We start from the raw sequence: 15,754 nt of genomic DNA on the forward strand, positions 1-15,754 counted from the left end.
CCAGGGCGGCCCAGGCAAGGCTTTTTTTGCCTGGGCGCGTAAGCGCAAAAGGCGCGACCAGAGAAAATAATCAAGGCCTGGCATGGTCGGCGGGCGATCGGATATACATGAAACCGGCCTATTCAGGCGACACTGGTTCAGGAAAAATATTGGTTTCTGTAATCGCTTCCTCACGCCTTCTGTGCTTTGCACTCAGGCAGTAAACTACACTGCCTGAGCCACCCGAAACCTTTTGGGCTGCAACTATTTGTTTTGGTGACCAACACTCTTCATTAGATAAAAAGCCAAATGCGGCGTCACAACCGTCATCACTCCATAACAACCTGTGCGCCCCCCAACCAGGGTGGCCCAGGCAAGGCTTTTTTTGCCTGGGCGCGTCAGCGCAAAAGGCGCGGCCTGGAAAGATAGTCGAAATCGGGCGTGGCAGGCGGGCGGTTGACTTTGCAGTAATCCCTGCTTTATCGGCCGACAGCAATTCAGGAAAGGCACTGGTTTCTGTAATCGCTTCCTCACGCCTTCTGTGCTTTGCACTCAGGCAGTAAACGACACTGCCTGAGCCGCCCACTGCTTTTTAGGCGATACTATTTGCTGCGGAGAGCCTGTCTAAGCAGTTAAGTCAGCCGTCCTCGGACGGCTCTCTCCATTTTTTTCGCTGCGAGCAAGGGGTTGTATTTTTAAGCGCTTTGCCGTAAAGCCATTGGACAAAGAGGGGGAGGCAAAACTCACAAAAGCGGGAAGAGGTTCGCCCATGGATTATTGCAAAGGAAAAATAGCCAAGCTGCTCACGGATTTTTTCGAGGAAGACTTTCGCAGGATCAATCACGCCCTGGAAGTGCTGAAATACGCGGAAAAAGCTATGGGAAAGTACGAAGACGCGGACGAAGAAATCGTCATCGCCTCGGCCCTGCTGCACGACGTGGGCATCAAGCCCTCAGAGGCCAAACTGGGTTACAACAACGGCAAGACTCAGGAGGATTTCGGCCCGCCCGCGGCAAAAGAACTGCTTGGACGCATTGACTTCCCCGCGGATAAAACCCAAAAGGTTTGCGAGATTATCGGCAATCATCATTCCCGGTCCCGTTACGATTACGTGGAGTTGAAAATCCTGAAGGAAGCGGACCTCATCGTCAACAGGATGGAAGGGGATTGAATCATCGTCCCATGAATTCCAAAGCCGACAACTCCCCCGCTTCGCTGGTCGTTTTTGAAGACGTCAGCCTGCAAGCCAACGGCAAAACCTTGTTTGACGGCCTCAACTGGACCCTGGAAGCCGGTCAAAACTGGACGGTTTTCGGCCCCAACGGCTCGGGCAAGTCCTTTTTGGCCAAGGCCTTGTTCCGAAGCATCCCGCTTGTCCGGGGGCGCATCCTGTTTTATTTTGACGGCCCGGACGCCAAGCCGCGCACCTATCTCAGGCCCAACGAAATCGTAAGCATTTCCCAGGACGATCAAAAAGGCCTCATGCGCCGGTACGCCTCCTACCATCAGGCCCGGTGGCAGAGCTTTGAACAGGACGCGCCCACGGTGGAGGATTACCTCAGGGGCAAGGCGCGGGCCAATCGGTTTCAAATGCGGGAAACGGGCGAACCCGCGCCTGATATTCCCCGGGACGCCTGGGAACAGGCCCTGGCGCTTTTCAAAATTGAATATCTGCTGCCAAGGCGGCTTATCCATATATCCAACGGAGAGGCACGCAAAGTCCTGATCGCCCGGGCTTTGCTCAAACATCCCAAATTATTGATCCTGGACGATCCTTTCACCGGCCTTGACGCAGCCTCCCGCGACGCTCTGGCCCAAGCCCTCAATGGCATGGCCCGGGCCGGAACTTTGCCCTTTGTGATGCTGACTTCCCGGGAGGACGAAATCATGGACTGCAGCGGCCATGTTCTTTGCGTGGAGGACAGCCGGGAGGTTTTTCAGGGGCCCAAGGAAAAAATGCCGGCCGCCGCCGGCGCCTTATCCATAGCCTCTTCGCCCCAGCCGGAATTCAAGTTTCCGGCCCCAAAGGAAAATCCGGCAGCCGGGTTTAAAACCCTGGCGGCCATGAAAAAGGTTACCATATCCTACGGCGGGGAAAAGGTGCTGGATCAGGTGGACTGGGTCATGAAGCCGGGGGAGCGTTGGGCGCTGCTGGGGCATAACGGCGCCGGCAAAAGCACCTTGCTGAGCCTGGTTCTGGCGGACAATCCCCAGGCCTACGCCAATGACATCAGCCTGTTTGACGTAAAACGGGGATCGGGCGAAAGCATTTGGGAGATCAAGCGGCGCATCGGATGCGTGTCTCCGGAATCGCAGATTTACCACGGCCCGGGCGTCACCTGTCTTCAGGCGGTCTGCTCGGGATTTTTCGACACCGTGGGCCTGTACCACGCATGCAGCCCCGAACAGGAGCAAACCGCCCGCCAGTGGCTGGAGGGATTCGACCTGGAACATTTGGCGGATCGTTCCTTTTTGGCGGTGTCCACGGGGGAACGGCGTTTGACCCTGCTGGCCAGGGCTTTGGTGAAAAATCCGGCCCTGCTGGCCCTGGACGAGCCCTGCCAGGGGCTGGACGCCAGGCATCGCGCCCGGATCATCCGCATTCTGGATGAATTGTGCGCCCAATCCTCCATGAGCATGATTTTCATCTCCCACCATGTGGACGAAATGCCCAAGTCCATCACCCATGTGCTGCGGTTGGAAAAAGGCCGGGTTGTGGAGTGCGGCAGGCGCGCATAAGCGCTCAAACGCCAAACGTCGATTTGAACCCATTACCTCCACATTTTCTGATAGGCGGGCGCCGAAAAAACTCCCTCCCCCTTGACGGGGGAGGGCTGGGGTGGGGGTGACGTTCCTTCGGCGAGGAAACCTCGCAACTACGGCGCGGGGACCGCGCCACTACTCCCCCCATCCTGTCCTTCCCCCTCCAGGGGGGAAGGGACCATGACTCATCTGCTTCTTAACAAACTTAGTTCATCGACTTCCCTGTCTCCTGAATTTCAGGCAATTTTCAACCTCATAGGATAAACTGAATATCAATATTCCTCTCGACCGTCATATGGGCCTGACTTGGATTTTTATTGCTATTTGCCTTTGCATCTGGCAGATTGCCATTCAAAAATAGGGCGGCCGTCCAATGCCGGGCGGGTGATTACCTTAAAAGATTTTCCGACAAATAGACCCGTTGCAAGCGGGCCGGACAACCAGGCGGAATCCGGCAGGGGTGTGATCGACAGTGTTATTTGACATCTTGAAGGTATCTTTAGGATTCGTTTGTCTATATTTTGGGGCTCAGTGGACCGTAACCGGAGCGATTAGAATCGGGAACGCCCTGAACTTGGCCAAGGCGTTTTTAGGGCTTACCGTGGTGGCTTTCAGCACCAGCTCCCCTGAGCTGATGGTCAACCTTCTGGCCGCCTCGCGCGGATACACGGCGTTTTCCCTTTCCAATATTTCGGGCAGCAATTTGGCGAACCTGTGCGTGGGCTTTGGCTTGTGCGGGCTGTTCAGCAGGCTGGCCGTTTCCCGGGAGGTTTTCCGGGCGGACCTGATTTATTTTTGCATCGGCCCTATTTTGATGCTTCTGTTTTTCTTTTTCACGCCGGATCATTCCCTGCCCTTATTCGCGGCCGTTCCCCTGCTCTGCCTCATCGGCGCCTATCTTTACTCCAAAAAATCCACCATTAACAGCGCCGACGTGGAAAGCAACGAACCCAAGCGCCTGGGATCCGGGATATTTCTTTTAATTCTCGGAGCCGCCCTGCTTTATCTGGGCGGGGAACTGGTCTTAAGGGCCGCCGTCTCCATAGCCGGAACCCTGGGCATTTCCGACGCTATCATCGGATTCACCATCGTGGCTGTCGGCACCTCCATCCCGGACATCATGGCCAGCATCATCGCCGCCCGCAGGGGCGAAAACGCCATCGCCGTCGGCAATCTGCTGGGCAGCAATATCTTCAATATATTCCTGGTGATCGGCGGAACCCTGATCGTTTACGGCAACGGCCTGACCACGGATTCCGGCATCCTCATGGACTACTGCCTGGTCGCCGCATGCTCGGTGCTGTTTTACGCCCTAATCAACTGGACCAGGCTGAGCCCTCGCATCTGGGGCGGCGGTCTGTTAGGCATTTACCTCGTGTACACCACCATCCGGGTGATCGCCGGAACCTGAACGCCGGTTTGACAATGTTGGATGAACCTGCGCACGCCCTTTTGGGGCGTCCAAACGGCCTGCACAAGTTCACGCAACCCATCTCTAAAAAAAATGTCTTGCGCAGAACCATCCAACCTACATATCCACCTAATATAATGTGCTTTTCCATGTAGGTCGGGTGGTTCTGCAATAATACTTTTTTTGAAATCCGATTTCATTGCATCTCCTAATATCATGATGTCAGCCATAGACCTCAAGGCAGGTTCACCCGACGACTCACTTTTTTATGTTCCACTAAAAAAATGAATAATTAGTGGACGAACTTCAAAAAAGGCGGTATTCCTTTACACAGTTGTATAGCCTTCAAAAAGCCCGAAAGATTAATGTTCCGCCATTGTTCACGTTGTGCAAACCTCAATTTCAACGGGGGGAGTTTAATGAATCCGCAAAAAGAACACTTGCAGCCCACGCCCATCATCAATTCCGATCATGAATCCGTCATCGCTTTCGCCCGGGAAAACGCGGGGAAATCCGAAAACCCCGTGGACCAGGCAATCAGCCTGTATTACGCCGTCCGGGACGGCATCCGGTACAATCCCTACAAATTCGTCCTGACCGTGGAAGGCTTGAAAGCCTCCACCACCCTGGAGGTGGGCGAGGCCTGGTGCGTACCCAAAGCCGCCCTGCTGGCCGCCTGCTGCCGGGTCATGGGCATTCCGGCCCGGGTGGGTTACGCGGACGTACAAAATCATCTTTCCACCAAACGCATGCGCGAGCAAATGCAGACCAACGTGTTTCACTGGCACGGGTACAACACCATTTATCTGAACGGAAAATGGGTGAAAGCCACGCCTGCGTTCAACGTGGAGTTATGCGAAAAATTCCGCCTGAGAACCCTGGAGTTTGACGGGGAGAACGACTCCATTTACCATCCCTTTGATTTGGACGGGAACAAGCACATGGATTACATCAACTTCCGGGGCGAATACGACGACGTTCCCCTGGCCGAGATGATCAAGACCTTTCAGGGCCTGTACGGAGAAGACGCCTTCGCCAACGTGGACGAGGACTTTGACGCGGACGTGGCTAAGGAAAATCCCGGCGCCTGATAATTTTCGGTCCGCTAAAAATGAAGGGGGGGAGAAAATGATCGCAAAAAACCGGGTGATGATTTTGGATGCGGCCTACGACGAGGAATCCCTAAAGGATGCGGTGGAGGCCGTGTTCCGGGAATTCCCCCTGGATTTGGACGGGAAGACCGTTCTGGTCAAGCCCAACATCCTGGCCGGAGAGCCGCCGGAAAAAGGCGTGACCACCCATCCCATGCTGGTGAAGGCGGTGGTGGACAAGCTCAAGGCCCAAGGCGCCAAGGTGATGGTGGGCGACAACCCCGGCGTGTTCGGCTACGGCAGGTCGGAAAAAGCCGCGGAAACCGCCCGGATTTCAGACGCCGTGGGCGACGCCTTTGTGCACCTGGGCCAGAGCCCGGTCAAAACCAGCCTGCCGTCCCAGGACGTCCCCTGCGTCATGATCTCCAACGAGGTGCTCACCGCTGATCTGGTGATCAACCTGCCCAAGCTCAAAACCCACGGCCTGACCTTTTACACCGGCGCGGTGAAGAACACCTTCGGCTACGTGGTGGGCGGGGATAAAATGCGGGTCCATTCCCAGGCGGTGACGCCCAAGCGCTTTTCCCAGGCCCTGGTGGATATTTTTTCGGTCCGGCCGCCGGACTTGACCATCATGGACGCCGTGGTCGCCATGGAAGGCGCCGGCCCCCACCACGGAAGCCTGCGGAACGTGGGAAAAATCCTGGCCAGTAACAACGCCGTGAGCCTGGACGCCGTTGCCGTAACCATGATTGGGGGAAATCCCAGATCCATCCTGCACCTGGACATCGCCGCGGAAAAGGGCCTGGGCGCCATCGACCTGGATCAAATCTCCCTGAACACGGAAATCGTCCCCATCCCCGATTTTAAAATGCCCGTGACCTTTGTCCCGGGCGTCATGGGCATGGTCTTGAACCGGTTTTTATCCAAGTGGATCAACTGCCTGCCCCAAATCCAGGAAGACAAATGCAAGCAGTGCGGCCTGTGCGTCAAGCACTGCCCTACCAAAGCCATGACCATGGCGAAAAAATCCTATCCCAAGGCGGACAAGAACGTCTGCATCAATTGCTATTGCTGCCAGGAAATGTGCCCGGAAGACGCCATCGTCCTCAAGGGCCGCACCCTGAACTTCATCAGGGGCTCCTCCCGATAGGCGGGCCTGTTTGGGAGGGCTCAGGACTTGGATCGTTTAGCTTTCCAAGGCTTTTCTGACCTGTTCGGCCAGCTTGTTTTGGGAAAACGGTTTTTCCAGAAAGTGCACATCCTTCTCCAGGACGCCGTGCCGGGCGATAAGGTCGGCCGTGTACCCGGACATAAACAAGACTTTCAGGGACGGGTGGCGGGATTTGAGCTCCTCGGCCAAATCCTTGCCGTTCATGCCGGGCATGATGACATCCGTAATGAGCAATTGGATGCCGTCCTGGAACTCGTCAACCAGATTAAGGGCCTTCTGGGGAGAGGAAGCAGTCAGCACGCGGTAACCGGATCTTTCCAACATGCTTTTAGCCATGGAAATGATGGCTTTTTCATCCTCAACCAGCAGTACGGTTTCCCCTTTTCCCTCAAGGGGTTCAGCCGCCTGCAAAGCCTCTGACGCAGTCTCCGGCGAGCCATGCCTGGGCAGATAGATTTTAAACAAGGCGCCTTTCCCCGGCTCGCTTTCCACCAAAACGGCGCCATCATTTTGTTTGACGATGCCGTATATGGTGGACAGTCCCAGACCGGTCCCCCGGTCCGGCTTCTTGGTCGTGAAAAAGGGTTCGAAAATATTGGCCATGGTTTCCCGGTCCATGCCGCAGCCGTTATCTTTCACGCTCAAAAGCACATAATCGCCGGGTTTGAGATCCGGGGTGGGAATGCAGGCCTCTGGTGAAACTATTTCATTATGGACGCTTATGCATATTTCCCCGCCGCTGGAAATAGCGTCCCTGGCGTTGACGCACAGGTTGGCGAGCAACTGATCCAATTGGGACGGGTCCATGCGCACAAACCATGTCTCGCTCCCGGGTTTCCAGATCATCCGGATGTCCTCCCCAATCAGCCTGCGCAGCATTTTCAGCATGCCTTCCAAGGTTTCATTCAGATCCAAAACCCTGGGGGCGATGGTTTGTTTTCGCGCAAAAGCCAGCAACTGCCGGGTGACTTCCGAGGATCTCATGGCGGCGTCCAGGATTTCCCTGAAGCTTTCATAAAAGGGATGGGCAGGGGGCATGCCGTCCAAAGCCAGCTCCGAGTATCCGATGATCACATTCAACATGTTGTTGAAATCATGAGCCACTCCGCCCGCCAACCTGCCCACGGACTCCATTTTTTGCGCTTGCGTCAATTGGGCATGGAGTTGTTCCCGCTCGGCCTCGGCCTGCTTGCGCTCGGTAATATTGCGCGTAATGGTTGCCAAGTCGGTCATGTCGCCGGTGGCAATGTCTTCGGTATGGAAAAGGTCGTAAAGAACGGGAATCGCTTCACCCGTTTTGAAATGGCGAAAGCGAAACTCCCCCGCCCATCGTCCATCCCGCATAACGGCGGGAAGAATGGTGTTCCGGAGGTACGGCAAGTCATCAGGCAGGAAGTAATCTTCGATCCTGGTCTGCGCGACCGCCTCTTCCCCATCCAGCCCCACCATCGCCTGCCCGGCTGGATTCACGAAGTAAGCCGCCTGGTCCGTATCCGCCACGCCAATGAAATCCTGACTGCGTTTGATAATATTAGCCAGGACCTGATTGCGCCGTTCCAAATGCTTGCGTTTGGTGATGTCTATGGCAATTTCAAAGCGGACGTCCCTGCCATCCGGCCAACTGATGATGCGATCCGCTATCGCGTAATGCCGGTCAACATGCTTGTTATGGAATTCCCAGTGATGGGAAGCGGGTTTTTGCTTCAATATAATATCGTTGGTGCAGAAAGGGCATGGCGAATCCAGGTTTTGTATGATTTTGTAACATTTTGCGCCGAGGCAATCGGGCGGCAGCATTCGCTGGAAATAGCTGTTGACATACAACAACTCATGGGTTGCCGGGTCGGAGATGTAGATTACCTCGTCAATGCTGTTGAATATGGCGAGCAGTTGCTCCCGTTCTTCCCGCAGCTTTTTTTCGGCCAGTTTATGTTCGGTGAGATCAATATCAATGCAGAATAACTCGGGCTCGCGCCCCGGCAGGCGGACCAAGGCGTGGGATGAATAGACCTGGATGGGCGAACCGTCCTTGCGCATCAATTCCAGCTCGGACGGCGGGATCGCCTCTCCGGTTTCGGCCATTTGGCGCATCTCCGTTTGCACGGCTTCGCGCATGGCGGGAGGAATGATCAAGTCTATCAGGTTTTGGCCAAGGGCCTCTTCCTCGGTGTAGCCGTAAAAGGTTTCCGCGGCATGGTTCCAATAGCTTACCGCGCCGTCCAGGGCGTACCCCTGGACAGCCACCGAGGTCACATTCCGCAGCATCTCCTTGAAACGCATTTCGCTGGCTTTCAGCGCTTCTTCGGCTTGCTTTGCTTCGGTCACATCGCGGGCAATGCCGACATAACCCGTGACTTTCCCGGACTCATCCCTGTTGGGGGACCCCTTGGACATGTGCCACCGCCAGGACCCGTCGTGATGCCGGACCCGATATTCCAGACCGCCTTGTTTGCCGCCGTTCATCACCGTTTTTTCCAGGAAGGCGCGGCACAGGTGGACGTCCTCAGGGTGGACATAAGGCTCAAAGGACTTTCCCACGGCTCGTTCCGCCGGTTCGCCCAGGAACTCCAGCCAATTTGGGGAAACATAGGTAAACCGGCCTTCGGCGGAAAGGGCGTATACAATGTCGTTGGCATTCTCCACGAAAGAACGGAACAACTGCTCGCTTTGACGCAAGGCCTCGCTGGTCCGCGCCAGTTTGATATGGGCGTAGGACATGCGGGAGATAAGATTGATGAGATTGCAGTAAAAGGTCATCACCTGATCCACCGTTTTACGCGACCAGCGAGGGACGGATAGATAGGCCTTAAGATATGCCTCCTCGTCGAATCCATAACGGCGGGCCTGTTCCCGGAAGGCCGCGACGTCGGGCGTTTCATCCTCAAAGAAAAACTGACCGAGGAAGAGGTTGCCGGCGTGTCTCCCGCCAATGACAATCGGGGTCGCCATATCCCACATGTTGTTCTTGCATTTATACAATTTGAAGGTTCCCGGCTCCACGGTGGATGCGAGAAGCGTGTCGCTTTCACGGCAATTTAAGGCGGTTTCGGGATGAACCCGGTGGAATTTGGTGCAGACATCCTGCCAGCCTGTCCCGACAAGGACATTTCCCTCCAGGTCGATAATGCCCACTCCGATGTCCGTCAATGCGTGAAAATCGTCCATCAGGGATTGTATTTGATCAACGTCCAAAACGTCGGCGAGATTCAAACGCCCAATATCGCCTTCCGGATCAAGGAGGGCGTTCAGCTTGGTCCGCACCCTGCTTTCACTCTCCCGCAGGGCCTCTTCGGCTTTCTTGCGTTCCGTAATGTCGGCGGCGACGCTTAAAATGGCGGGCTTGCCGTCCCACTCAATGAATCTTGCCAGCACCTCCAGGGGAAAAGTGGATCCGTCCTTTCGGTGGTGAAGGACTTCAAAGCGCGCTTCCCCCTTCTCCCGGATTTTCCGGTAACGCTCCGGCAGCATGGCCCGGGTCTCCGGAGCGTCCAGGTTATGCAAATCCGTGTTCAAAAACTCTTCCTCGTCAGCGTAGCCGTGCAAGGTGTATGTGGCTTGGTTTCCATAATGAAACCGGCCCTTGAAGTCATGGATGGTTATGGAGGCCGGAGCCAGGTCCAGCATGCGCCCCAACAGGGCTATTCGTTTTTCAGCCTGTTGTTGGGCCGCCATTTTGTCCAGGGCGAACCCTATGTCATTGGCAAGCTCCCTGAACAGGACTTGCTCCTCCTGATTGCCGGCCAGTTCCTCTGGAACGGAGACGGACAACACGCCGTGGATGCGATCCTTGTACCCCAAACGGCAAGTAAAGACCGCCCATCCCCCGTACTCCCGCGTCAGCGGACACTCGGGACAATCCCGCCGGGCGTCCCGGACCACCGTCACCTCATCAGCCAGGAAAGATTGCCGCACACAGCGGGGATATGCACCCTGCATCAGTTGCCGCTCCAGCTGCAAAAAGCCGCCGCTGGCCCGGCCGGATTTAACGGCCGTGACCTGATGGGTTTGGGAGTCCGCCAGGGCGATCCAGGCGTTCTGGTAGCTTGGACCGGCCGTGAGTTGAATGCAGGCCTTTTCTATCAGGCTCAGGGGAGTCTCCTCGGAAACCAAAAGTTTGTTCACGCTGCGAATGGTCAGCAAAACATTCTTGATGTGCGCTTCCCGGGCCTCCGCCTCCGCCAGACGCACCACCAGGGTGTGATTATTCCCCACAATGGCGTCCACCTGACCGTCCCGAACGGCCTGCAGGGCGTCCTCAGCGCGTTTTAGCCTCTTTTGCAGTTCCTCATAGGACGGCGGCGTCTTGAACGTCATCGTGCTTCTCTCCAAACAGGGCTAGGATTTTTTCCTTATCGCTCAAGTTGCCGTAAACCAGGGATTCCATGCCGTGAGCCTCGATCTCCAGGGCGGGCGTAAGATATATTCCTTTTTCCAGGGCGACTTCAGGGGTTGCAACAACATCCACGATGGCTACTTTCAAATTCCATTGTGATATATTTTCCTGGATCATTTTGATGTTTTGCAAAGCGATACGGGAGTTGGGGGCGTCTCCGGCAATGTAAAGCACGGCCCGGCAATCCGGCAGGCCGGAGCCGCAATTCTGGTCATGAGCCGTCATCTGAGGCCTCCCTTTCAATTACCTTCACACCATGGCTGGTAATCCTGAAGTCATGAATCATGTTGGAATGGCTGCGGCCGCGTGATTTCAGTATAACGAGTTTTCTTTCGTATCCCCGGTCCGTTTCCACATTGCGCAGCAAAATCACCGTGTCAATAATGGATGAAAGATCCAGGCCGGTTATCTCTCCCTCCCTGGGGGACGGCGAGGACAGGTTCGTAAGCAGGACCGTTATTCCCTGCTTCTTGCAATGGGTGACCAGCCTGAGAAGATAATCAAAGGCGGAATGCTTGGAGCCCATCCGGCGGCAGGCCGAAATGGCGTCCAGGATCAAATGCCGGGGCTGGAAATCCTCGATGGCCTTGAAAGCCTGGATCAGGTGTTCTTCTATCCCCTGGGACTCCGGCATGGAGGAAATGAACTTTAGATGGCCGGTGTCCAGAGCCGCGTTCATGTCCAGGCCGGGGCTGAGCATGCAGCTTGCCAGCGCGTCCCAGGACTCCTCAAAATCCAGGTATAAAACCTTTTCATGCAAGGATGTTATGGCTCTGCAATAGGAACAGGCAAAGGTGGTTTTGCCGGTCCCGCTGGCGCCGGTGATCAACGTGCAGGAATTACGGCGATATCCCCCGGAAATCAGGGCGTCCAGGTCTTTAACCCCTGAAGTGATGGACTCTCCAAACGCCCGGTGCTGTAAATCGGCCTGGGTTACGGGGATGATCCACAAACCTCTGCCGGTAATCCCAAAAGGATATTCGTTCCTTCCATAGGAGGAACCCCGATATTTCACCACGCGCAAGCGCCTTGTGACCACCTGTTCCGAAACCCTTTGGTCCAGGTGCACGACGCAGTCAGCCATATATTCCAAAAACTCATGATGCCGAAAGGTCCGGGCGCCGGCGTTCGCCTTGACCGTCACCATGGCGGTCAGTCCGGAATCCAGAATCCACTCATGAAGCAAATGGAACTCCCCCCGCTCCCTGGCCTCGTCTCCAAGGAGCCTCAACAGGACGTCCGGTGCGTCAATGACAATATTCTCAGCTTTCATCTCTGCGATTTTATTCTCCAGGATGCCCAGCAAGCCCTGCAGATCGAAGTCTCCGCTAAACACAGCGTCCGGTTTAATGCGCGCGCTTATAAGACTGAGGCGCCCTTGCTCCTCCAGGGCCTTGACGTCCCACCCAAAAGAGCTCGCGTAGCGTCGCAGGGCGTCCTTCCGCTCCTCAAAGGTCAGTAGAATTCCGGGGCCCCCGTTCACTGCGCCCCTGACGAGAAACTCCAGGCCGAACATGGTCTTTCCCGTACCCGGCCCTCCCACAAGCAACGTCATGGCCCCCTTGGGGACGCCCCCCATGAGAACTTCGTCAAACCCCTTGATTCCGGTAGCTTCCTTGGGCGCCTTCCCCGTACAGGCGGAGGCAGGGCCCTGCAATTCGTTAGATTCCATGGGCATCATCACTTCCTTTATTCCGATCTTGCGGAATAGAGAGGGATCATTCTTCCTGGGCCGCAAGCACAGTGGGTGAAATCAACAGCGGCAGGATGAAAACAGGATGCATCCTGGATTCATCGCCGTCCCTTCCGTCTGACGCATCGCCTGAAGGAGACACATTAATCTATTGATATAATACAAAAATAATGCTCCATCCCCAAAATAAAAGGCGGCTGTCAGCGCTCTGCGGGACGATCTCGCAATCATAAATCCTATCCACGGGAATTATCCCTTACATAATCTTAACATCCGTAATCTTTTCTGATCAAGATTAAATATACGGCGTCTGTTTGCCGTCGGCATTGATTGGCCGGCTGCGCACGATTGCGAAACCGCCTGCTCCTGTTTGCAGGAGCCGCGAACCACTCTTGGTGAAACTCCAAAGGCTGTGAGATATCCAAAAGAGGCCCATGGGCGTGATTATTGTTTTTTTTGCAGGAATTCTTACCGCGTCAGGGTCCGATAAATTCTGGGCAGTTTGTGGGGCAGTTCGCGGACGTCGGAGATGAGGTTGTGGTGCACTCCCCCGTAGATGAGATCCAGGTTGATGCTGGTCTGCAGGTTGACCGTAATGGCGTGCACGTGGACCTGCTGGGACCTCGCTTCGGCGATGGCCTTGCGGGTGTCGGCAATGCTGTATTGGCCCTTGTACTCCAGGTCGTTGGGGAAACCGTCGCTCAGCACGATCATCAAACGCACCTTGGAGGGAACCTGGGAAAGCACGTGGGCTGCATGGCGGATGGCCGGCCCCATGCGGGTGTTGCGGGAAGGCGCCATGCCGCTGATGCGCTGCTTGACCTCCGGGGTCATGGCCTCTTCAAAATCCTTGATCCGGGTGTAATCCACCCTAAGCCTGCCGGCGCCGGAAAAGCCTGCGATTGCAAAGGAGTCCCCGACGGCGCCCAGGGCTTCGCAGAACAGGACGATGGCTTCCTTTTCCACGTCCAGGACGCTTTTTTCGGAGCCCGCCGCCAGGTTGCTGGTGGAGCGGGAAAGGTCCACCAAAAGCAGCACGGACACGTCGCGGATTTGCTTGACCCGTTTGATGTACAGCCTTTCGGACGGGGTTCTGCCCATCCTGCGATCCACGGCGTAGTCGATCAAGGCCCGATAGTCGAAGTCGTCCCCTTCCACCCAGTGGCGGAGAATGGCCAGCCCCTGGGGCCGGAGCAACTCAAAACTCTTTCGGATGTTTTTCACCAGCCCGGAGTGCTCCTTGAGCGAGGCGTCGTAAAACTCCCCATGGCTGGGCAGGCCGGGCGAAGCCACCACCCGGCAGTAGTCGGGCAAATAATCCTGGGAATTGTGGTCCCATTCCTTGTACCAGAAGACCGGGGCGTTCAGGTCGTCGTCCTGGGGCAGGGAGTGGGCCAGGTCGCCCGAGTCCCTGAGGGAGGAAAAATCCATGCGCTCCTCCTGCCCGGGCTCCAAAGGCTGGGGCTCGGTCGCTCCCTGCTCCGGAGGCTGCACGATGAGGTCGCGCAAATCCTGTTCGGTCAGGGTTCCGTGCTGGGAGTCCATGCGTTTTTTCAAATCGGACCGGAGGGCGTAGACGCCCATTTGCGACAGCTTGGCCATCAACTGGGCCGCCCGGCGGTCGTTTTCCGGCATGGGCGCGTTTCCGCCCGCCAGGATGGTTCGGCCGAAGGGTACCTGCATGGGCTGGTATTCCCTGACCAGATCCTTGGCCATCATGACGCCGTACCAGGACTGCAAAAATCCCAGCCACGGGCCGTAAAGATCCGCAGTCAGGGCCGCGCTTTGATGCACGTCCGGCGGATCGCCTTCCATGGATTGAAAGGCGTTTAAAGAAGTTTGGATGATCCGTGCAACATCGTCATCCAGGTGGAATTTTTCCATATCCATACCCAGCGCTGCGGGGGCGTAAAGCCAGGTCATGGGAGGCGCGCCCTGCTCCAGGATGCGCTCCATTTCCGCGATCATATAGGGAAATGCGCTCTTGGCGAAGCCGGGGTATTTTTCCAAAAGCAGGCGCCCTACCCTGGCGTGCTCCAGGGCGACGAACAGGTCCCGGGCGATCTGAAAGGCGTCGAATTCCGATAAAAACAAAAACAGGTCCGAGTATTGGGACTGGGTTTCGGGCAGGCTGAATTCCAGGCCCCGGGCCCGGCATGCAAACACAGCCTTTGTCAGGTCGAAATCATAGGTTTCGAACTCGCACAGCCCGGCTTCCAGGCGGGCCAGGGCTTTGTACAGGGCGGTGTTGTTCTCCTTATCCGGGAAAAAGCCCATTTCCCCGGGAAGATACACGGCCCTGCCGTCGGTGATTGACAGGGTGTGACGGCCCACGCCCCGGTTGTGAAGAGGCTCGATGGGCTTGACGTTCAGTCCCTTGCCGGTCCTGGCGCGCAAATACCGGGTGATGACCTGGCGATTGGATTCCAGGGAAACCGTAACCTGCAGGCTGGAAAAGGCGTCAGCGCCCAGCTTGGATTCCAGGCGCAAAAACTTCATGGCCGCGTCCCGGCTGTGGGAAAGCCGGCCCAGGCCTTCGTCCGTAAAAATCTCCAGGGCTTCTTTGTCCAGAAGGTGCACGCCTTTTTCCAGCCCATCGCACAGGGGCTCGATGCAATCCAGGCTGACCTTGCCGACCTTGGCCAGGGCCTGCATCTGAAAGCATCGCCTGGCTTTGGGCAGGTTTTTGGCGGCCTTTGGCAATAATTGAGAAAAAAGCAGGCGCTGATGGTAGGTCATGCTTTGATGGAACACAACGCGGACCAGGTGCAGGTAGGCCGCAGCGGCGTCCGGGTCGTCCCGGTGCATGAGCCAGGAAAAAGCCTCCAAGGGCCGCTCCATGGCGTGGGCGCTCCATTTTTTGACGGAGTAAATGGCGCCGATCAACCGGGCGCCCATGTTTTTTTTGCCCGAAAGAATCGCCAAAGGCATGGATTCGGCCACCAGCTTGCCCAGGGTGGCGCCTTCCCGGCCCGCATGATTGACCAGGTTGCAATACAGGTTGAATCGCCGGTCCGGCTCGTCCAGAATCCGGGCCATGCCCAGGCAATACGCCTTGCCGAAGGCGGTTTCCGAAGCCAGGGCCTTAATGCCGTATTCCGCCAGTCGGGGAATGCGTTCCAGTCGGGTCTTGGAAAGGAGAAGGCCTCGCACCAGTTCCGCGGTTTCGGGATCAGCGATGGAAAGGGGCTCCATCAAGGCCCGAATCCTGGCCAGATTCTCCTGTGCATTTACGCCGGGCTGACCCATG

General features: G+C 56.3%; 9 protein-coding genes. 5 read left to right on the forward strand and 4 right to left on the reverse strand.

Going from position 1 to position 15,754, the window contains the following annotated elements:
• Positions 1–748 precede the first annotated feature (748 nt).
• From G491_RS0122195 to G491_RS0122215, 5 genes are all read left to right on the forward strand, one after another.
• On the forward strand, positions 749–1,150 hold the full coding sequence (locus tag G491_RS0122195) for an HD domain-containing protein (protein WP_028316126.1): 402 nt from the start codon (positions 749–751) through the stop codon (positions 1,148–1,150).
• Entirely contained in the window at positions 1,147–2,718 is a 1,572-nt protein-coding gene (locus G491_RS32025; protein WP_169829499.1) for an ATP-binding cassette domain-containing protein, read from the forward strand. Before G491_RS0122195 ends, G491_RS32025 begins: the two co-directional genes overlap by 4 nt.
• Before the next feature lie 496 nt (positions 2,719–3,214).
• Positions 3,215–4,153 carry a sodium:calcium antiporter gene (locus tag G491_RS0122205; RefSeq protein WP_084511641.1) on the forward strand — a complete coding sequence of 313 codons (939 nt, stop codon included), beginning with the start codon at positions 3,215–3,217 and terminating at the stop codon, positions 4,151–4,153.
• A gap of 419 nt (positions 4,154–4,572) precedes the next feature.
• On the forward strand, positions 4,573–5,244 hold the full coding sequence (locus G491_RS0122210; protein WP_012610994.1) for a transglutaminase-like domain-containing protein: 672 nt from the start codon (positions 4,573–4,575) through the stop codon (positions 5,242–5,244).
• A 37-nt stretch (positions 5,245–5,281) separates the two neighbouring features.
• Entirely contained in the window at positions 5,282–6,397 is a 1,116-nt protein-coding gene (locus G491_RS0122215) for a DUF362 domain-containing protein (RefSeq protein WP_028316128.1), read from the forward strand.
• Between the two features lie 36 nt (positions 6,398–6,433).
• Here G491_RS0122215 and G491_RS34465 read toward each other — a convergent pair whose 3' ends face one another.
• The 4 genes from G491_RS34465 to G491_RS34470 all read right to left on the reverse strand — a co-directional run bounded on the left by G491_RS34465 (position 6,434) and on the right by G491_RS34470 (position 15,753).
• Positions 6,434–10,732, reverse strand: coding sequence for a PAS domain S-box protein (locus tag G491_RS34465; protein WP_051327457.1), 4,299 nt, complete (start codon positions 10,730–10,732; stop codon positions 6,434–6,436).
• Entirely contained in the window at positions 10,704–11,036 is a 333-nt protein-coding gene (locus tag G491_RS0122225) for a circadian clock KaiB family protein (RefSeq protein ID WP_028316129.1), read from the reverse strand. Before G491_RS0122225 ends, G491_RS34465 begins: the two co-directional genes overlap by 29 nt.
• Entirely contained in the window at positions 11,023–12,483 is a 1,461-nt protein-coding gene (gene kaiC / locus G491_RS0122230) for a circadian clock protein KaiC (RefSeq protein WP_028316130.1), read from the reverse strand. The genes G491_RS0122225 and kaiC overlap by 14 nt, the downstream gene beginning before the upstream one ends.
• 489 nt (positions 12,484–12,972) lie before the next feature.
• Positions 12,973–15,753 carry a nitric oxide reductase activation protein NorD gene (locus G491_RS34470; protein WP_028316131.1) on the reverse strand — a complete coding sequence of 927 codons (2,781 nt, stop codon included), beginning with the start codon at positions 15,751–15,753 and terminating at the stop codon, positions 12,973–12,975.
• Between the last annotated feature and the right edge of the window lies 1 nt (position 15,754).

It is taken from the genome of Desulfatibacillum aliphaticivorans DSM 15576, from assembly GCF_000429905.1.
GTDB classification, from domain to species: Bacteria; Desulfobacterota; Desulfobacteria; order Desulfobacterales; family Desulfatibacillaceae; genus Desulfatibacillum; species Desulfatibacillum aliphaticivorans.

Bases quoted from the DNA above. Each gene is read 5' to 3' on its own strand.
- kaiC (WP_028316130.1), bottom strand. From the start codon at position 12,483: ATGGAATCTAACGAATTGCAGGGCCCTGCCTCCGCCTGTACGGGGAAG.
- G491_RS34470 (WP_028316131.1), bottom strand. From the start codon at position 15,753: ATGGGTCAGCCCGGCGTAAATGCACAGGAGAATCTGGCCAGGATTCGG.
- G491_RS34465 (WP_051327457.1), bottom strand. From the start codon at position 10,732: ATGACGTTCAAGACGCCGCCGTCCTATGAGGAACTGCAAAAGAGGCTA.
- G491_RS0122225 (WP_028316129.1), bottom strand. From the start codon at position 11,036: ATGACGGCTCATGACCAGAATTGCGGCTCCGGCCTGCCGGATTGCCGG.
- G491_RS0122215 (WP_028316128.1), top strand. From the start codon at position 5,282: ATGATCGCAAAAAACCGGGTGATGATTTTGGATGCGGCCTACGACGAG.
- G491_RS0122195 (WP_028316126.1), top strand. From the start codon at position 749: ATGGATTATTGCAAAGGAAAAATAGCCAAGCTGCTCACGGATTTTTTC.
- G491_RS0122210 (WP_012610994.1), top strand. From the start codon at position 4,573: ATGAATCCGCAAAAAGAACACTTGCAGCCCACGCCCATCATCAATTCC.